General features: G+C 69.7%; 18 protein-coding genes. 8 read left to right on the top strand and 10 right to left on the bottom strand.

Annotation, left to right across the window (positions count from 1 at the left end):
- Positions 1-100: 100 nt before the first annotated feature.
- The 5 genes from FOJ82_RS06465 to sppA all read left to right on the top strand — a co-directional run bounded on the left by FOJ82_RS06465 (position 101) and on the right by sppA (position 6,607).
- Positions 101-1,624: a sugar ABC transporter ATP-binding protein gene (locus tag FOJ82_RS06465; RefSeq protein ID WP_143937645.1), complete on the top strand. Its 1,524-nt coding sequence runs from the start codon at positions 101-103 to the stop codon at positions 1,622-1,624.
- A complete protein-coding gene (locus tag FOJ82_RS06470) occupies positions 1,621-2,625 on the top strand; it encodes an ABC transporter permease (RefSeq protein WP_143937646.1) in 1,005 nt (334 codons plus the stop codon). Before FOJ82_RS06465 ends, FOJ82_RS06470 begins: the two co-directional genes overlap by 4 nt.
- Positions 2,622-3,680: an ABC transporter permease gene (locus FOJ82_RS06475; RefSeq protein ID WP_143937647.1), complete on the top strand. Its 1,059-nt coding sequence runs from the start codon at positions 2,622-2,624 to the stop codon at positions 3,678-3,680. Before FOJ82_RS06470 ends, FOJ82_RS06475 begins: the two co-directional genes overlap by 4 nt.
- Before the next feature lie 80 nt (positions 3,681-3,760).
- Positions 3,761-4,837, top strand: a complete 1,077-nt coding sequence (gene rhaS / locus FOJ82_RS06480; RefSeq protein ID WP_221933054.1) for a rhamnose ABC transporter substrate-binding protein — start codon at positions 3,761-3,763, stop codon at positions 4,835-4,837.
- 81 nt (positions 4,838-4,918) lie between these two features.
- Positions 4,919-6,607 (top strand): signal peptide peptidase SppA, encoded by a 1,689-nt coding sequence (gene sppA, locus FOJ82_RS06485; protein WP_143937649.1) that lies wholly within the window; start codon positions 4,919-4,921, stop codon positions 6,605-6,607.
- On the opposite strand, the gene FOJ82_RS06490 is transcribed toward sppA, so the two are convergent.
- On the bottom strand, positions 6,560-7,807 hold the full coding sequence (locus tag FOJ82_RS06490; protein ID WP_246099783.1) for an MFS transporter: 1,248 nt from the start codon (positions 7,805-7,807) through the stop codon (positions 6,560-6,562). The two genes, sppA and FOJ82_RS06490, sit on opposite strands and share 48 nt — an antisense overlap.
- 142 nt (positions 7,808-7,949) lie before the next feature.
- On the opposite strand from FOJ82_RS06490, the gene FOJ82_RS06495 reads away from it, so the two are divergent.
- Genes FOJ82_RS06495 through dapC form a run of 3 tightly spaced genes read left to right on the top strand, consistent with a single transcriptional unit; the run spans position 7,950 to position 11,138 of the window.
- A complete protein-coding gene (locus tag FOJ82_RS06495) occupies positions 7,950-9,677 on the top strand; it encodes a VanW family protein (RefSeq protein ID WP_185975658.1) in 1,728 nt (575 codons plus the stop codon).
- Positions 9,678-9,726: 49 nt separating this feature from the next.
- On the top strand, positions 9,727-10,047 hold the full coding sequence (fdxA, locus tag FOJ82_RS06500) for a ferredoxin (protein WP_143937652.1): 321 nt from the start codon (positions 9,727-9,729) through the stop codon (positions 10,045-10,047).
- A complete protein-coding gene (dapC, locus tag FOJ82_RS06505) occupies positions 10,047-11,138 on the top strand; it encodes a succinyldiaminopimelate transaminase (RefSeq protein ID WP_143937653.1) in 1,092 nt (363 codons plus the stop codon). The genes fdxA and dapC overlap by 1 nt, the downstream gene beginning before the upstream one ends.
- Before the next feature lie 26 nt (positions 11,139-11,164).
- On the opposite strand, the gene FOJ82_RS06510 is transcribed toward dapC, so the two are convergent.
- The 9 genes from FOJ82_RS06510 to FOJ82_RS06550 are packed head-to-tail and all read right to left on the bottom strand — an operon-like array spanning position 11,165 to position 18,460.
- Positions 11,165-12,394: a phosphotransferase family protein gene (locus tag FOJ82_RS06510; protein WP_143937654.1), complete on the bottom strand. Its 1,230-nt coding sequence runs from the start codon at positions 12,392-12,394 to the stop codon at positions 11,165-11,167.
- Positions 12,391-13,221, bottom strand: a complete 831-nt coding sequence (locus FOJ82_RS06515) for a hypothetical protein (protein WP_143937655.1) — start codon at positions 13,219-13,221, stop codon at positions 12,391-12,393. Before FOJ82_RS06515 ends, FOJ82_RS06510 begins: the two co-directional genes overlap by 4 nt.
- A complete protein-coding gene (gene dapD, locus FOJ82_RS06520; RefSeq protein ID WP_143937656.1) occupies positions 13,221-14,153 on the bottom strand; it encodes a 2,3,4,5-tetrahydropyridine-2,6-dicarboxylate N-succinyltransferase in 933 nt (310 codons plus the stop codon). Before dapD ends, FOJ82_RS06515 begins: the two co-directional genes overlap by 1 nt.
- A 31-nt stretch (positions 14,154-14,184) precedes the next feature.
- Positions 14,185-14,676, bottom strand: a complete 492-nt coding sequence (locus FOJ82_RS06525; protein WP_143937657.1) for a WXG100-like domain-containing protein — start codon at positions 14,674-14,676, stop codon at positions 14,185-14,187.
- The gene (locus FOJ82_RS06530) at positions 14,676-15,002 is read right to left on the bottom strand and encodes a hypothetical protein (RefSeq protein WP_143937658.1); all 327 of its coding nucleotides are present in this window, start codon (positions 15,000-15,002) and stop codon (positions 14,676-14,678) included. The genes FOJ82_RS06525 and FOJ82_RS06530 overlap by 1 nt, the downstream gene beginning before the upstream one ends.
- Before the next feature lie 4 nt (positions 15,003-15,006).
- On the bottom strand, positions 15,007-15,402 hold the full coding sequence (locus FOJ82_RS06535) for a YbaB/EbfC family nucleoid-associated protein (protein WP_143937659.1): 396 nt from the start codon (positions 15,400-15,402) through the stop codon (positions 15,007-15,009).
- A 13-nt stretch (positions 15,403-15,415) separates the two neighbouring features.
- A complete protein-coding gene (locus FOJ82_RS06540) occupies positions 15,416-15,865 on the bottom strand; it encodes a YrhA family protein (protein ID WP_143937660.1) in 450 nt (149 codons plus the stop codon).
- Positions 15,862-16,500, bottom strand: coding sequence for a hypothetical protein (locus tag FOJ82_RS06545; protein ID WP_143937661.1), 639 nt, complete (start codon positions 16,498-16,500; stop codon positions 15,862-15,864). Before FOJ82_RS06545 ends, FOJ82_RS06540 begins: the two co-directional genes overlap by 4 nt.
- Positions 16,501-16,540: 40 nt before the next feature.
- On the bottom strand, positions 16,541-18,460 hold the full coding sequence (locus FOJ82_RS06550; RefSeq protein ID WP_143937662.1) for an acyl-CoA dehydrogenase family protein: 1,920 nt from the start codon (positions 18,458-18,460) through the stop codon (positions 16,541-16,543).
- Positions 18,461-18,492 lie beyond the last annotated feature (32 nt).

Below are 18,492 nucleotides of genomic sequence, written 5' to 3' on the forward strand. Positions count from 1 at the left end.
CCTATGACGTTTCACTTGACCGGCTCACCGGCGCGTCCATATAGTAACTGAACAACGCATGAATCGTTTCATGCCCCACAAACCTCGAAGAGGAGGCCACATGGAGGACGCGGTGGTGACCCCGTCTCCGCCAGCGCTGGAGCTGGAGCGGGTCGTCAAGTCATTCGGACCAGTCGTGGCCCTGCGCTCGGGCTCACTGACCATGCGACGCGGATCGATCCACGCGCTCGTCGGTGAGAACGGTGCGGGCAAGTCGACGCTCGTCAAGATCGTGGCGGGCCTCTACCGCCGCGACTCGGGCGAGCTGAGGCTGGAGGGCGAGTCCGTCGACTTCACGAGCACCTCGCAGTCCAAGGCCGCCGGGATCGCCGTGATCTACCAGGAGCCCACACTCTTCCCGGACCTCACGGTCACGGAGAACATCTTCATGGGCCGCCAGCCCACCGACCGGATCGGGCGGATCGACCGGCGCGCGATGCGCGCGGAGGCGCTCGAGATCTTCGAGCGGCTCGGCGTGGCCATCAACCCGGACCGTGTCGTCGAGGGCCTGTCCATCGCGGACCAGCAGCTCATCGAGATCGCCAAGGCGATCTCCCTGGACGCGCGGGTGATGATCATGGACGAGCCCACGGCGGCGCTGTCGGGCTTCGAGGTGGAGCGGCTGTTCGCCGTCGCCCGCAGCCTGCGCGACGAGGACCGGGCGCTGCTGTTCATCTCCCACCGCTTCGACGAGGTCTTCGAACTCTGCGACACCGTCACCGTGATGCGGGACGGCTCCTACATCGACACCCTCCCGATCGACGAGACCAGCGTCGACGAACTCGTCAGCCTGATGGTCGGCCGCGACGTCACCGAGATGTACCCGAAGCTGCCCGCCGACGTCGGCGACGTCGTCCTCGAGGTGGAGGGCCTGACCCGCACCGGCGTGTTCCGCGACATCTCCTTCAGCGTGCGCGCGGGGGAGATCGTCGGGTTGGCCGGGCTCGTGGGCGCCGGCCGCAGCGAGGTGGCCCGCGCGGTCTTCGGGGTGGACCGGTACGAGGCCGGGTCCGTGCGGCTGCACGGCAGGCCGCTTCCCGGGGGCAACCCCAGGCTGTCGACCGCCCGCGGCGTCGCGCTCGTCCCGGAGGACCGTCGCAAGCAGGGCCTCGTCCTCGACGACGGCGTCTCCCGCAACATCACGCTCAGCATCCGCTCGCGGCTCGCGAAGTGGGGACTGCTGTGGAGCGGCCTCGAGAACGAGGCCGCCAAGGTGTGGGCCAGCCGGCTCGAGGTCAAGACCGCGGCGCTCGACGCGGAGGCCGGGACCCTCTCGGGCGGCAACCAGCAGAAGCTGGTGCTCGGCAAGTGGCTCGCCACCGAGCCGAAGCTGCTGATCGTGGACGAGCCCACGCGCGGCATCGACGTCGGGACCAAGGCCGAGGTCCACCGTCTCATCAGCACGCTCGCCCAGCAGGGGATCGCGATCCTGATGATCTCCTCCGAACTGCCCGAGGTGCTCGGCATGGCCGACAGGGTGCTGGTGATGCGTGAGGGCTCGCTGACCGCGGAGTTCTCCCGGGACGAAGCCACCCCCGAGAACGTGATGCGCGCCGCCACCGTGGCCCAGGAGGTGTCGCGATGAGCGCCGCGACCTCCTACCTGAAGTCGTTGGGCAAGGCTCGTGAACTCGGGATCGTCATCGCGCTGCTGCTGGTGATCGCGGCGGCGACCCTGCGCAACCCGAACTTCCTGTTCTCCTCGGACGGCTTCCGGGACCTGCTCCTGACGCCGTCCCTGCTCCTGCTGGTGGCCGTGGGCCAGGCAGTGGTGATCATCACGCGCAACATCGACCTGTCCGTCAGTTCGGTGGTCGGCCTGTCCGCGTACCTGACCGGACGCCTGTTCATCGACGTGCCGGGCATCCCGATCGTCGCGGTGATCCTCGCGGGCGCGGCGTTCGGGGCGGTCCTGGGCGCGATCAACGGACTTCTCATCGCGTTCGCACGCGTACCCGCCCTCGTAATCACGCTCGGCACCATGTACATCTACCGCGGGCTCAACGTGGCCTGGGCCGGCAGCAGCCGGATCAACGCCTCGGACCTGCCGCTCGGATTCCGGGCGCTCGGCACCCAGCAGGTGCTGGGGATCCCCGTGCTGACGATCATCGCGGTGGTGGTGCTCGTGATCGTCGCCTGGTACCTGCGCAACATGCGGGGCGGCCGCGAATTCTACGCCATCGGTTCCGATCCCGACGCCGCCCACCTCTACGGACTCAAGGTGACGCGGCGGATCGTGGTGGCGTTCGTGCTCTCCGGAGCCCTCTCCGGCCTGGCCGGGGTACTGTTCGCCGCCCGGTACGGCACGGTCAGCTCCGCGGCCGGCACCGGTTGGGAGCTGCAGGCCATCGGTGCCGCCGTCATCGGCGGCGTGGCCATCGCAGGCGGCGTCGGCACCCTGTGGGGAGCCGCGCTCGGCGCCTTCCTGCTGATGACGATCAACCGGGCGCTGCCCATCCTCGGCATCCACGACTTCTGGTCGCGTGCAGTGGTGGGCGTCCTGATCATCGGCGCCATCGTCCTCGACCGCGTGCTCGCGGTCCGACAGAGCAGAAGACTCGTCGCAGAACGGGAGGAGACGGCATGACCGCCACCGGAGCGGCACCTGCCCGCACCTACAGGAACCACGCCCGTCCCGCCTGGCGCAGGGCACTGCTGAACCGTGAGGCAGCCATCATCGCGATCCTCGTGATCGTCTACGTGGTCTCCCTCGCGGTCGTGCCCAACTTCAGCGGGCCGCTCACCATCACCTACCTGCTGCGCGACGTGGCACCAATCCTGTTGATCGCCCTGCCCATGACGCTGATCATCGTCACCGAGGAGATCGACCTCTCGGTGGCCAGCGTCGTCGGTCTCTCCAGCGTCCTGACCGGCCTGCTCACCCAGGCGGGGGTGCCGTTCCTGTGGGCGGCCGTGGTCGCAGTGCTCGCGGGGGCGCTCGCCGGAGTGCTCAACGGGTTCCTCGTGACGGTGGTCGGACTGCCCTCGCTCGCCGTCACGATCGGGACGCTCGCGCTGTTCCGCGGCATCGCCGTCGGCCTGCTGGGCACCACTGCCATCACCGAGTTCCCCGAGGAGTGGACAAGCTTCGCAAGGTCCAACATCCCCGGCACGCCGGTGCCGACGATCATGGTCGCGTTCGCCGTGCTGGCCGTGGTCTTCGCCGTCGTCCTGCACTTCACACCGTTCGGCCGGGCGCTGTTCGCCATCGGCCTGAACAAGGAGGCGGCAGCCTTCTCGGGGATCGACGTCGGGCGCAGCAAGTTCCTGCTCTTCGTCGCAAGCGGTGCGGTGTCAGCGTTCGCCGGCGTCTACTTCACGTTGCTGTACTCCAACGCGCGCGGTGACAACGCGATGGGCCTGGAGCTGCAGATCATCGCGGCGGTCCTGCTCGGCGGGGTCTCGATCTTCGGTGGCCGAGGTGCGATGCACGGCGTGATCGCCGGTGTGCTGCTGATCGGCACCCTGGGCAGCGCCCTGCGCCTGGCCAACGTCACCAGCGACATCATCAACGTGATCACCGGCCTGCTGCTCGTCTTCTCAGTCATCTCCTCGAGCCTGCTGGCGTGGGTGCACGACCGCCGGGCCGCGGCGATCGGCAGACGCAGGGGGGTGAGCGCCCCTTCCTCGCGCACCCCGTGAGCCCGGACAACCCGGGAGACCCAGACCAGGAACCAACCCCGACAACCCCAGACAATCCAGTCCATGACCGAAAGGAAACAATGATGTTTGGACTTCGCAACGCGGGCATCGCCCTCCGCACGGTGGCGGTCGCTTCCGCTGCCGCTCTCGCCCTCACCGGTTGTGGTGGCGACACCCCGACCGAGAGCGACCCCACCGCCGACGACACCGCCGGCACCGCCCAGACCACCGGCACCGGTGGCGGCGACGTGTCGATCACCTTCCTCCCGAAGAACCTCGGCAACCCGTACTTCGACACCTCCAGTGCCGGTGGCAAGGAGGCCGTCGACGAGATCGGCGGCACCTTCAGCGAGATCGGCCCCACCGACGCCAGCCCCACCTCGCAGGTCAGCTTCATCCAGACCGCCGCGCAACAGGGGACGGGGGCGTTGGTGATCTCGGCCAACGACCCGAGCGCCATCTGCGACGCCATCGACGAGGCCCGCAGCGCAGGCGTGAAGGTGGTCACGTTCGACTCCGACACCAGCCCCGAGTGCCGCGACCTGTTCATCAACCAGGCCGACGCCGAGGGCATCGCCCGGGTCCAGGTGGACCTGATCGCCGAGCAGATCGGCGACTCCGGCCAGGTCGCCATCCTGTCCGCCGCCGCCAACGCCACGAACCAGAACGCCTGGATCGAGCTGATGGAGGCCGAACTGGAGGCCAACCACCCCGACATCGAGCTGGTCGAGGTCGTCTACGGTGACGACGACGACCAGATGTCGTTCGACCGCACCGCGGCACTGCTGCAGACCTACCCCGACCTGAAGGGCATCGTCTCGCCCACCACGGTCGGCATCGCCGCCGCAGCCCGCTACCTCTCCACGTCCGAGTACAAGGGCGAGGTGGCGCTGACCGGTCTGGGCACCCCCAACCAGATGCGTGAGTACGTCGAGGACGGCACCGTCACCGCCTTCGCGCTCTGGAACCCGGGCGACCTGGGCTACCTGGCGGCCTACGCCGCCAACGCCCTCATCGCCGGCGAGATCACCGGCGCCGAGGGTGACAGTTTCGAGGCCGGCCGCCTCGGCAGCTACGACGTCGGACCCGACGGCGTCGTCCTGCTGGGCGACCCGTTCGTGTTCAACGCCGACAACATCGCCGACTTCGACTTCTGAGTCGAGCCGACGAACACGAAGGGCCCCGCTCCGGCGGGGCCCTTCTCGTCGTCCGGTTGGGGCCGCCAGTACCCTTGGGACATGCGCCTCAAGGACATCCTGGACAAGCTGCCCGCACTCGACTCCAAGCCCGTCGTGCTGGAACTGGACCTGGCCCGCGGCCTGGTCGAGGTGCGGCCGACCAACCCTCTGAAGGCGCTGCAGTCGCTCAACGCCACCACCATGACCGCCGTTCGGGAGCACCTGCACGCCGCCGCGAAGGACAGCCGGGTGGCGGGGCTCGTCGTCCACGCAGTCAACCCCGGGCAGCAGATCAGCATCCTCGACGAGGTCGGCCAGTTGGTCGAGACCTTCGGCGAGTCGAAGCCCACCGTCGCCTGGGCGGAGTCGTTCGGCGAGCTGGACAACAGCCTCGCCGCCTACAAGCTCGCCACCGCCTGCCACGAGATCTGGCTGCAGCCCACCGGGGCCGTCGGAATCGGGGGTGCGGAGCTGAACATCGTGCTGCTCAAGGGCCTGCTCAACAAGGTGGGCGTGGAGCCCCAGTTCGGGCAGCGCAAGGAGTACAAGTCCGCCGCCGACCAGTTCTCCGCCGACGAGGTCACCGACGCCAACCGCGAGATGATGACGCGCATCGGGCAGTCCATCGTCGACGACGCCGTCGCCACCATCGCCCGTCGCCGCAACCTCGACGTCGCGGCCGTGTGGGACGCCGTCAACGAGTCCCCGCTCACCCCGGAGGCCGCCCTCGCGGCGGACCTGGTGGACCACCTGGGCTACCGGGACCAGGCCTACGCCGCGTGCCTCGACGCCTGGAGCGCCCAGCCCGAGCACCTCAGGTTCGTCTCCCGGTGGAGCCCGAAGCCGTCGCTCGCCGCGGTGCGGCGCAAGCACGGCGCGAAGGTGGCCGTGGTCCCGCTGCGCGGCGCGATCGTCACCGGCAGGGGAGGACCCGGCGGCATGGGCGGCGAGCAGGTGGGCTCCGACGTCGTCGACGAGCACCTGCGGGCCGTCCTGCGCGACGACGCAGTCAAGGCCGTCGTGTTCGAGATCGACAGCCCCGGCGGGTCCGCCGTCGCCTCCGACTTCATCCGGCGCGCCGTGCTGCGGGTCCGCGAGAGCGGCCGCCCCGTGGTGGCCCGCATGGGCTCCGTGGCGGCCTCCGGCGGCTACTACGCGGCCATGGGCTGCACCGAGATCGTGGCCCAGCCCACCACCCTCACCGGCTCCATCGGCGTGCTCGCGGGCAAGATGGTCACCGCCGGCCTGTACGACAGGCTCGGCCTCAAGCGCGAGTCCATCCGCATCGGCGCCCGCGCCGGCATGCTGTCCTCGAGCAGCGAGTTCACCGAGGAGGACTGGGCCAAGCTCGACGAGTCGCTGGACCGGATCTACGCCGATTTCACCACCTTCGCCGCCGAGGACCGGGGCATGGCCCACGAGGACCTCGAGAAACTGGCCCGCGGCCGGGTGTGGACGGGGGCCGACGCCCACGAGCGCGGCCTGGTCGACCACCTCGGTGGCTGGCGCACCGCCTGGGAGCGCACCTGCGCGCTGGCGGACCTGGACCCGGACAAGACGCCCGTGGAGCGGATCGGACACCTGGGGATGCTGGAGCGCCTGCTGCCCGCCAACTCCAGCGAGGCCCGCTCGGCCGCAGGCGTGGTCGGCCAGCCCACTGCGGAGGACCTCCTGGTCCGGGCCGCGGCCTGGCTGGGCCTGTCAATCCCCGGCGCCCTCAGCCTGCCTTTCCGCATCGACATCCGCTGAGCCACGTTCCTTGCGGAAGGACAGGTCGAGGGACTTCGGGATCAGCAGCGCGTAGGCGGCGCCCAGCAGCAGGATAAGGCCGCCGACGAGGAATCCCGTGCCGAAGTTCGTCGCGTCGATGATGGCCCCGGCGATCAAGGGGCCGGCGATGGCGCCGATGTCGGTGATCATCGAGAACACCGCGACGGGGACGCCGCCACGGCCGTCGGTGGCGTCCGCCACGGCGGCGGTCGGCGCGGTCCCCTGGAACGCGGCGCCGACGCCGTAGACGCACAGCACCAGGATCAGCAGCCAGATGTTCGGGGCGAACGGCATCGCGATGGTGGACAGGCCGCAGATCACCCCGGCAGCGATCAGGATCGGCTTGCGGCCCAAGCGGTCTGTCCACGTCCCGGCCGCGCCGAGCATCGCCGTCTGGGCGGCGGCCGCCACGGCGAAGGCGACGCCGGTCCAGGCGGTGTCCAGCAGCAACATCTCGGTCACGAGGATCGGGATCAGCGCGTTGCGGACACCGAAGGACTGCCAGCCCTGCCCGAGAGCGGCCACGCAGGCGGCCTGGTAGCGCACGTCGCGCAGCACCTCGCTGAACCGACGCGGCTCCCTCGAGTGCGCGTGCAGCACGGGCGCCCGCGCGGGCAACATGAACGCGACGAACACGGCGGTCACCACGAGCATCACGGCGTAGAAGTAGAACGGCGCCCGGTAGGAGATGGCGCCCAGCAGGCCACCAAGGGCCGGACCGCCCATCGAGCCCAGCAGGAACCCGCCCTGGTAGAGCCCCGACGCCCGGCCGCGCAGGTCCTCCGGGGCCGACGCCAGCAGCATGTTGATCGCCGAGATGGTGAACATCGCGGATCCGATGCCGCCGAGGCTGCGCAGCACGATCATCGCGGCCAGGCTGGGGGCCAGGGCGGTCGCCACCGTCGAGGCCGCGACGATCAGCATTCCGATGGTGATCGCGTTGCGCTCACCGATCCCGCGACCGATCCGGGCCGCGAACGGGCTCATCACCGCCCGCATCGCCGCGAACATGCTGACCACCAGGCCCAGCTGGAACGCGTTGGCCTCGAACGTGCGGGCGAACGGGGTGAGCACCGGGATGACCACGCCGAAGCCGATCGCCACCAGGAAGCCGGCCGCCGAGAGCACCCACGTGGTGCGCGGCAACCCCGTGGCCCTGATGCGGTCCCTGAGACCCAATGCTCCTCCTGAAATCGTGCTCGACCCAACCGTCGATCCTAGCCGGGGGACGTCGGTGGTGCCGAACGTGCTTTGGTCGCGGCACAGCGCCCACGTACGATTGTCCAAGTGCGACGGCGGGTCGCCTTCGAAGGGGAGCAAGTTGAGCGAGCGAAAGTTGTCCGGCGGCAGCGGCAAGAAGAAGTGGGTCCTGGGTGGGATCATCGCCCTTCTCGTCGTCCTCGGAGGAGTCTACGTCGGGGGCTACTTCATCGCCGGGAACCAGATCCCCGCAAAGGCCGAGGTGGAGGGCGTCGCCATCGGCGGGCTGTCCCCGGCCCAGGCCGAGGAGAAGTTGCGCGCCGAACTGGGGCCGGAGTACGCCAAGCCGATCACCATGGCCGCGACCGACGGCTCCGTCATCGAGATCCCGCCGCTCGAGAACGGGTTCGTGCTCGACTACGAGCAGGCCATCACCGACGCTGGTGGCGGCTTCAGCTGGAACCCCGTCGACATCATCAACGTGTTCAACGGCGGCGGCCCCGTCGAACTGCCGAAGCTCGTGGACCAGGCGGCGGTCAAGCGCGCCGTCGAGGGCCAGTCGGACAAGTTCGTGACCGAGGCCGAGAACGCCACGCTCGCCTACGTGGACGGCGCCATCGCCCGCACCGACTCGGTCAACGCCACCAGGCTGGACACCGACGCCACCACCACCGCCGTGGTCGAGGCCTTCGAGACCCGCGAACTCGAGATCGAGCCCGTCCTGTCCGAGTCGGAACCGGCCGTAACCACCCAGAAGGTGGACCAGGCGGTGGATACCTTCGCCGGGCCGGCCATCTCCGGACCGGTCACCATCACCGCCGGTGACGGCAGCTTCCAGGTCACCCCCGAGCAGATCGCCCAGGTGACCACCCTCGCGTTCGACGAGTCCGGAACCTTCAGCCACAGCATCGACGGCGAGCTCCTGATGGAACTGACCGAGGAGGCTCGCACGGAAGGGCTGGACCTCGCCGACGCGAAGGACGCCTCCTACACGCTCTCGGGTGGCACCATGACCGTCGTCCCGGCCACCGACGGCGGCACCGTCGAGCCCGAGGCGGTCGTCGCGGCACTGGACGAGGCCCTCGTCAAGGAGGGTGAGGCCCGTACCGCCGCCGTCGAGATCGTGCCCCTGCCTGCGGATTTCACCACTGCGGAGGCCGAGGCGGCCAAGCCGAAGGAGGTCATCGGGGAGTTCACCACGAACTACCCGCACGCCGCGTACCGCAACACCAACCTGGGACGGGCCGCGGCCACCGTGAACGGCTCCGTCCTGCTGCCCGGGGACGTCTTCAGCCTCAACGACACCCTCGGCCCGCGCACCGCGGAGAACGGCTACACCGACGGCTACGTCATCAACGGCGGCGTCCTCGTGCGCGAATCCGGCGGCGGTATCTCACAGGCCGCCACCACGCTGTACAACGCCGGCTTCTTCGCCGGTCTCGAGGACGTGGAGCACAAGCCGCACTCCCTGTACTTCTCCCGCTACCCCGCGGGCCGGGAGGCGACCATCTACTACGGCTCCATCGACATGAAGTTCCGGAACGACACCCAGAACCCCATCTACATCCAGGGCTACGTCAACAAGTCCTCCTCGGGCTCGCGCGGCTCGATCACGTTCAAGATCTGGGGAACCAAGGAATGGGACCGGATCGTGTCCACCGAACTGGTGCGCTCGGACTACTACAACGGGGAGACGAGGACCGTCACTTCCGCTGACTGCGAACCGCAGGCAGCCATCCAGGGGTTCACCGTCACGTGGAGCCGCCTGTTCTACAAGGGCGGTGAGGTCGCGAAGAAGGAGGACTACCGCTGGAAGTACTCCGCGGGCGACCAGATCGTGTGTGGTTGATTAGCGCTAGGCTGGGCCCTGCCCAGTCTGCAACACGAAGGAGTTCTTCATGACCTACATCATTGGTCTGCCGTGCGTCGACGTGAAGGATCGGGCGTGCGTTGAGGAATGTCCCGTCGACTGCATCTACGAGGGCAACCGGATGCTCTACATCCACCCCGAGGAGTGCGTGGACTGCGGCGCCTGCGAGCCGGTCTGCCCCGTCGAGGCCATCTACTACGAGGACGACGTTCCTGCCGAGCAGGCCGAGTTCTACGACATCAACGTCCAGTTCTTCGACGAGATCGGTTCGCCCGGTGGTGCCGCGAAGATGGGTGTCATCGACGGCGACCACCCGAAGGTCGAAGCACTGCCGCCCCAGGCTGAGTGATGTCGCTGGCGCGCAGCCTCCCTGACTTCCCATGGGACTCGCTGCGAGCAGCCAAGCAACGCGCGGCCGAGCACCCAGGGGGGATCGTCGACCTGTCCGTCGGCACGCCCGTCGACCCGACGCCCGACGTCGCGGTCAAGGCCCTCGCCGAGGCCGGTCAGGCGCCCGGCTACCCGACTGTGTGGGGCTGTCCGAGGACGCGCGACGCCATCATCTCCTACCTCGAGCGGGAACTCTCCTCGGTGGAACTGACCGACGAGAACGTGCTGCCGGTGATCGGGACCAAGGAAGTGGTGGGCTGGCTGCCGCAGCTGCTCGGGGTCGGACAGGGACGCTCCGTCGTCCACCCCGAGTGCGCCTACCCGACCTACGAGGTCGGGGCCCTGGTCTCCGGTGCCCGTCCCGTCCCGCTCGACGACCCGGCGCGCGTGCCCGACGACGCCGGCATCATCTGGATCAACTCACCGGCCAACCCCACCGGCCGCATCCTCGGGCTCGAGGAACTGCGAGCGTGGGTCGCGGCGGCACGATCCGCGGGTGCGGTGCTGGCCAGCGACGAGTGCTACGCCGAGTTCGGCTGGGACGCCGAGGTGCTCTCCGTGCTGGACCCGCGCGTCAACGACGGCGACCTGACGGGTCTGCTCGCCGTCCACTCCGTTTCCAAGCGTTCCAACGCCGCCGGCTACCGCGCGGGTTTCGTCGCGGGGGACCGGAGCGTCATCGCCGAACTGATCGCGGTCCGCAAGCACCTCGGGATGATGCTGTCGGACCCTGTCCAGGCCGCCATGCGCGCCATGCTCGCCGACCAGTCCCACGTCGACGAGCAGCGGGAGCGCTACCTGGGCCGCCGCCGCACGCTGCGCAGCGCGCTGGAGCAGGCGGGATTCAGGATCGACCACTCCGAGGGCGCCCTGTACCTTTGGGCGACCCGGGACGAGAACTGCCGGGACACGATCGACTGGCTCGCGGAGCGGGGCATCCTCGCGGCGCCCGGGGACTTCTACGGTCGAGAATCCCACCAGCACGTCCGGATCGCGCTGACCGCGACCGACGAGCGCATCGCCGCCGCAGCAGCCCGGCTCACGCAGTAGCAGGCGCCGCATGCGCCCGGCGCGCTTCAGTCGGTGCAGCACTCCGCGGAGTCGAGCCAGCTCTCCGCAAGGTCGAGCCGCCAGGACACCTGGGCGGGCCAGTCCGGAGCCTGGGCCCGGAACGGACCCACGGCCAGGCCCATCAGCCGCGCCGCCACCCGCCTGCGCAGGTCAACCCCGTCGAGCCTGTCGTCCCAGAGCCGCTGCAGTTCGACGGCGTAGGAGCGGACCCGGTCGGGCTGCGAGGAGATCGCGGACCAGAGCGTCAGGTGCGCCAGCATCACTGCCGCGTCCTCGGCGGGCCGACCCCAGCCGACCGTGTCGACGTCCAGGAGGCTGACGATTTCACCGTCCTCCACGAGGAGCTGGGCCTCGTGGTAGTCGCCGTGCGCCACCACCCGCTCGGTGACCTCGTCGGAGCCGATGCGCTCCAGCAGGGTCCTGACCCTCTCGGCCTGCGAGGGCAGCAACGCGGTGAGGATCTCAGCCATCCGGACGGCGGCGTTGATGGAGGAGGTCACCTCGCCCATCCGCGACAGCTCGGGCAGCTGCTCCGGCAGGGCGACGACGGCCTCCGGGTCCGGCAGGGTGGCGCCGGGGTCCTCCAGGACCTCACGCAGCGTGCGGCCGCGCATGGTCGGCATCACCAGCAGGCCGAGCTCGGGGTGTGCGCCCAGCGGCTGTGGTACGGGAACGTGCTGCGAGAGCTCGTCGTGGCGGCGGCGGAGCCCCTCCAACCGCTTGGGCTTGACCAGCTTGAGGTAGACGCGGTGACCGCCCTCGCCCTGCGCCTCGACAACCGCGCGGCGGCCGGGGCGGTAGGCGCGCAGTCGGGTGGTGGGGGAGCCCAGGTCGCCGTCGAGGCCGGCCACCAGCTGGGCCGCCACCCCGGGATCCAGAACCCGCTCCAGGGCGGGCAGGAACGGGTCGTGGGGGACCTTCCACACGGTGACGCCATTGGGTCCGTCACCCACGCGCAGCGCGCCGTCGGGCCCCTCCTGGGTGGTGGCGACGAACTCGCCGAGGCCGGCGAGGCGTCCGCCCTCGATCTGCGCGGTCCACTGCACCGTGCAGCTCTTGCCGGGCCACCAGGTGACGTTGGTCAGGTGGTGGGCGACGAGCGTGCCGCCCGTGGTCCGCGCGAGGGCGTCCAGTGGGCCGGAGGTGTCGTCGGTGAGTAGTGCCGCAACTGCCGGCAGGTCGGGGTCCCGCAGGGACGCCGTCCACTGCGCACCGGTCATCGGGGTGGTCATCATTGCCTCAGTTTGAGTGTCCCGACTCCTGGTTGGCCGTCGGGTGAGCCTTGGCTCCATGTGGTCGTGTTGCCCTGCCGCCAGGTGTGGCCGGGCATGACAGCCGACTCTATCCCCGCGAGTCTGGTATTTGCCAAAGCGAGCTGTGTCGCTGCCCACAGCGCCGCGTCGTCGTCGGAGGTGAGGGTCACCGTGGTGCCGTCGACGGTGGACGTGACGCCCGGAACCTGCGCGACGACGTCGGCGAAGGCTGCCGGGTCGCCGGGGGTGTCGGTGCGGTCCACGCAGGACAGGGACGCCGGGCGGGTGCCGCGCAGGGAACCCGCCAGCGCGATGGCGTTCTCCTCGTGCTTGCGGTAGGCGTCCGGGTGGCCGCTGCGCTGCACCGCCTGGGCCATCTCGGTGATGCCGCGGTTCTCCCAGTCGTCGAATTTCACCAGTTCCTCGTAGAAGCGGCCCGACGAGTACCAGGGGTCCAATATCTGTTCCTCGGTTCCCCAGCCGTAGGAGGGGCGCTGCTGGAACAGCCCGAGGGAGTCCCGGTCGCCGTAGTCGAGGTTGCGCAGGCCCGACTCCTGCCAGGCGGTCGCGAGTGCGATGACCGCGGCCTGGGCGGGCAGGTCGGCCTTGTACGAGGCGGCGACGATGACGGCGGCGTTGCGGGACTGCTCCGCGGTGAGCTGCAACTGCTCGGAGCCGTCGACATTCACGTAGCAGCGCTCCCGCACGAGGCGGCTCATCAGGTAGTCGTAACCCTTCCAGGCGCCGAACCCGAGGAGACCGATGGCCAGGACGAGTGCGACGGTCCAGGCGAGTGTCTTCTTCGACATCAGTTGGCGTGCAGGTCAGCGTTGAGCCTGACCGGGGCGCCGTGGCGGCTCTTGGCGAGGACCTTGCCGGAGATGGAGTCGCGCAGGAACAGCAGGTCGTTCTGGCCGGAGAGCTCGCGTGCCTTCACCACCCTGCCGTCGGCGAGGGTCAGCTTCGTGCCGGCGGTGACGTAGAGACCAGCCTCGACGACGCAGTCGTCGCCCAGTGAGATGCCGATGCCGGACTCCGCCCCGAGCAGGCACCTCTCCCCGATGTGGATGACCTCCTGGCCGCCGCCGGAGAGCGTGCCCATGATGGAGGCGCCGCCCCCGATGTCCGAGCCGTCGCCCACGACGACCCCGGCGGAGATGCGGCCCTCCACCATGGACGTGCCGAGCGTGCCGGCGTTGAAGTTGACGAACCCCTCGTGCATGACTGTGGTGCCGGAGGCCAGGTGAGCCCCGAGCCGCACCCGGTCCGCGTCGGCGATCCGGACCCCGGTGGGGGTGACGTAGTCGATCATGCGGGGGAACTTGTCCAGCCCGTAGACGATGAGCTGCTCGCCGCGGGCGCGCAGGAGGGCCCGGATCCGGTTCACGTCGTCGGGGCGGCACGGCCCACGGCTGGTGAAGGCGTTGTTGGGCAGCTTGCCGAAGATGCCCTCGAGGTTCAGCCCGTGCGGGCGCACCAGGCGGTGGCTCAGCAGGTGGAGCCGCAGGTAGGCGTCCTCCACGCCGGTGGGTGGCTCGTCCAGGTTGATCTGGGTGCGCACCACCTTGGTCTCGACCTGGCGGATGTCGTCGTCGAACTGCGCCTCGACCAGCGCCGACGGTGCGTCGTCGGGTGCGCCGTCGCCCAGTTCCGGGCGGGGGTACCAGGCGTCCAGCACCTCTGAGGTGCTGTGGATCGTGGCGAGCCCCCAGGCGGAGGCGATGCGCGGCTCGTCTGTCATGAAGAAGATTCTACGGGAGGTCCGGAGGTGCTCAGGCGAGCACCTTCTTCGCGGCCATCTCGATGCCGACCTTGATCAGGTTCTGGCAGAGCACCTGGGCCGGCGGGATCCAGCCGAGCGAGGCCCCGAAGGTGGCGGGGATGGCGGCGATGGCCGCCCAGAACTTCGCGGCGAACACCGACAGGTCCACGATCATGAGGATCTTCAGCACCAGGATCGCGGCGCCGATCACCAGGAGGCACGTGCCGGTCACAGAAGCAGCCTTCGACAGGTTCTCGGAGACGTCCCTGGGGGAGTTGTCGCTCTCGAAGTTCTCCACGAAGGCGCCCACGGCCGGGCCCTCGTTGCGGGCCTTCACGTGGTCGGCGGCCTCGGTGCTGGTCTGCACCAGCCGGGTGACGGCGTCGGAGAAGCGCTGCCACTTGCTCGCCCACTGCAGGATTTCGGTCTCCTGGCCCTCGGGGAACTCGAAGCCGCACATGTTGATGAACTGGACGAGTACGCCCGGGAGGTTGATGCTCATCAGTAGTCCTTCCCCACGAGCGCCGAGAGTGCCTCGGCCGCCTCGGTGGTGTCCTGGTACAGGCGACCCACCATCTGGAGGGTCTGGGCCTGGTCGAGGAGGCCGTCGACCAGACCCTTCACGATCTCGCCGAACGCCTCCATGAAGGCGCGGTAGAGCTGGTTCACGATCTTGCCGAGGACGTCGTTCTCGCCGAGGATCCTGAAGTCGGAGACGGAGGCCACGAGGTTGTCGATCTCGTTGTGGATGAACACTGTGGCCTCGGAGATGATGGAGCCCGCCCGCTCGTAGGAGGCCGGGTCGAAGACGATCGCTGCGCTGCTCATCGGGTCAACCCTGCCTCGCCGCGTGCTGCTCCAACATCGCCGTCATCTTGTCCAGGTACTCGTCCAGCGAGCGGGCCGCCTCCTCGCGGATGCCGTCGATGGCCCCGCCGATCGCCGCCGGGTCCGGGGCGTCGGCGGTCATCGCCTCGTGGAGGGCCCGGTTGTGGGCCCCGATCGCGCCGTTGACGGCCGCCCGGATGTCGTCGGCCAGTTCGACGCTGGACTTGCGCAGCGACCGCGGGTCGATCGAGACGTCCTCGACCTCGCCGCCGGAGACGGTGATGCGCACCATCTCGTCCTCCGAATGGCCCTCGCCGGAGACCTTCGGCGGTTCCGGGACCTCGACGGGCTGCTCGACCTGCTCGGCGAGCCTGCGCAGGACGTCTTCGAACTCATTCATCAGGTGGCCTTTCTCAGGTCAGGGTGGGATGGACCGAGGCGAACAGTTCACCGAAGGTCGCGTACGTGCGGGACGGGTCGTCGCTGGTCCACGTGATCCGGTCCACCACCTTCCAGCAGGTGTCCTCGGTGTCGTGCGCGAACAGCTCGTGGCCCGACTCGCCGACGAACCGGAGCGGGGTCTCGACCGAGTCGAGCCCGTGCACCAGCCGTTCGTTGGAGTCGAACAGGCCGGGGTGGAACTCGTTGTCGCCCCAGGCGTCGACGATCCCGTAGAACAGGCGGCCGTCGTGCTCGAAGCCGTTGCAGGTCAGCAGGAACGCCCGGTAGTCGTCGGGGAGCTGGAGTTCGAAGAGCCGCGCGAAGGCGGAGGCGATGGCCGTCACCTGGTCGGTGTTGGCCGCAGGCGGTTGGGGGTAGCCGTCGGCGGTTGCAGCGGCGACGGCGGCGGCGAAGTCGGTCACGAGGCCGCCCCGAGCACGAGCACGACGTGGGTTCCGTCGGAGCCGATGGCGAGGATCCGGGTCTCGCCGACGCGGATGTCGACGAGCTGGCTGTGGAGGCTGTTGGCGAGCAGCTGGTTCTCCGGGGTGGTCCGGAGAAGCACCCAGTTGGTCGCGATCCTGTCCACGAGGTGCCCCGAGGGCACCCGGCCCTGCTGGCACTGCGCCACCTGCTTGTCGTTGAGTCCATGGTCGCGCAGCACCTCGGGGTCGGCCCGGCGCAGCGCCTCGCGCTGCTGCTGGAGGTCGTCCCCGGTCCAGATCGCCGCACGGCGTTGCTCGGGGGTGAGGTGCCGGTACGGGCGGTCCTGGAGCACGCCCCGATGGGCCCCGTAGTCGTCGCCACCGATGGCGCGTGCCTCACCGGGGTCCTCGAACGCCCGGCCACCCGTGGCGCCGGTGTGCTGGCCGAAGTCCTCCCTGCTCCGGTCCCGCTGGGGCCGGCCGGCGACCTGCGACGGCGTGCCGGTCAGGGCGGGCCCACTGGGGGCGCTCCCGGCGCCAAGGGTCTTCTTGATCCACTTCACGAGGAACCTGGCGACGAACTTCGCGAAGATGCCGGAGAGGCCGGTGCTGGTGGATGCGGTCGTGGACACATCCAGAATGCTACGGAGCCGGCGGGTCACCGGAAGGGGGTCACCGGGGAACTGAGTGCGGGTGCTCAGCCGGCCCGGGGATCTTGCGGCGGACGTCGTCGCGCTCCGACGGCCCTGGGCTCCAGGCGCTGACCCACGGCAGGTGCTCGCTCACGTCCCGGATCCCGTCCTCCACCTTGGTGAAGCTGCCCGCCAGCACGCCCTTGGCCAGCTTGCGGTCCGATGCGTCGGAGTTGTGCCACAGCGCCCAAAACAGCGCGTCGATCCGTACCCGGGCCTGCCGGCAGAACGCGTCGGCCAGCGCCACGCCGTCGGGGCGGGTGTCCTGCTGCGCCCTCGCCCGCACGCAGCACGCGGCCATCGCGTACAGCTCCGCGCCGATGTCCACCGCACGGCCCAGGTAGGCCTGTCGGTGCTCGAGGCGTCCCTGCCAACGCGCCATCCCTGCGAACACCTGCCGGGCCAGCCGTCGGGACGCGCGCTCCATGTAGCGGACGTGTGCGGCCAGGCGCCCGAACTCCGAGTAGGCCCCCGGAAGGTTGCCGGCCCCGGCGGCCAGCGTCGGGAGCCACCCGGCGTAGAAGCCGGTCGCCCTGCCCACGGCGCGTGCCTTCGCGTCCAGTCCGGCCTTGGGGTCGATGATGTCGCCGGCCACCGTCAGGTGCTGGTCCACCGCCTCCCGGGCGATCATCAGGTGCATGATCTCCGTGGAGCCCTCGAAGATGCGGTTGATGCGCATGTCGCGCAGGATCTGCTCGGCCTCTGCGCCGCGCTCGCCGCGGGCCTCGAGCGAGTCGGCGGTCTCGTAGCCGCGGCCGCCGCGGACCTGCACCAGTTCGTCGACCACCAGCCAGCCCAGCTCCGAGGCGTGGAGCTTCGCCAGGGCGGCCTCGATGCGGATGTCGAACCTGCCGTCGTCTGCCAGCAGGCACGACAACTCGAGCATCGACTCGAGGGCGTAGGTGCTCGCCGTGATGAAAGCCACCTTGGTCGCGATGGCCTCGTGCTCGCCCACGGGGCGCCCCCACTGCTCCCGCTCGAGCGACCACTGCCGCGCCACCCTGGTGGACCACTTGGCGGCGCCCACGCACATCGCGGGCAGGGACAGGCGTCCCGTGTTCAACGTGGCGAGGGCGATCTTGAGGCCGCGCCCGACGCCGACGAGGAGGTTCTCGTCGGGCACGAAGGTGTCGTGGAACCGGATCAGGGCGTTCTCGATGCCGCGCAGGCCCATGAAGGAGTTGCGCGCCTCGACGGTGATGCCGGGGGAGTCGGCCTCCACGACGAAGGCGGTGATCCCACCCCTGGCGCCGTCGGTGGCGGGCACCCTCGCCATCACGACGTAGAGCCCCGCGACGGTGCCGTTGGTGGCCCACAGCTTGACGCCGTTGAGCACGTGCCCGCCCTCGACCGGGTCCGCGGTGGTGCCGAGCCGGGCAGGGTCCGAGCCGACGTCGGGCTCGGTGAGGAGGAAGGCCGAGACCTCGCCCGCGGCCACCCGTGGCAGGAACCTCTCCTGCTGCTCCGGCGTGCCGAACATCTTCACGGGCTGCGGCACGCCGATGGACTGGTGGGCGGACAGCAGCGCCCCGAGCGACGGGTGCGCCGACGAGATCAGCGTCAGGGCCCGGCAGTAGTGGAGGTGGCTCAGCCCGAGGCCACCGTGCTCGGTGGGGACCTTCATGCCGAAGGCGCCCAGTTGCCCCAGCTCGGCGAAGACCTCGTCGGGGATGCTGGCCTCGCGTTCGATCCGACGGCCGTCGATGCCCTCTGCTACGCGGCGGGCCCGTGCGAGGAACTCCTCGCCGGTGGCCTCGGCCTCCGGGCTCGCAGTGGGCCAGGGATCGATGAGGTCGAGGCGCAGCCGTCCGAGGAACAGCTCGCGCCCGAAGCTCGGTCTGGTCCACTCGGTCTCGCGAGCTCCCTCGGCGACCTTTCGGGAATCGGTTTGTGTGGTCATCGCGCCTCCTTGCGCAGGCGGGGCCGGATTTT

Origin of the sequence: Tessaracoccus rhinocerotis (assembly GCF_007197885.1) — a bacterium.
GTDB lineage: Bacteria > Actinomycetota > Actinomycetes > Propionibacteriales > Propionibacteriaceae > Arachnia > Arachnia rhinocerotis.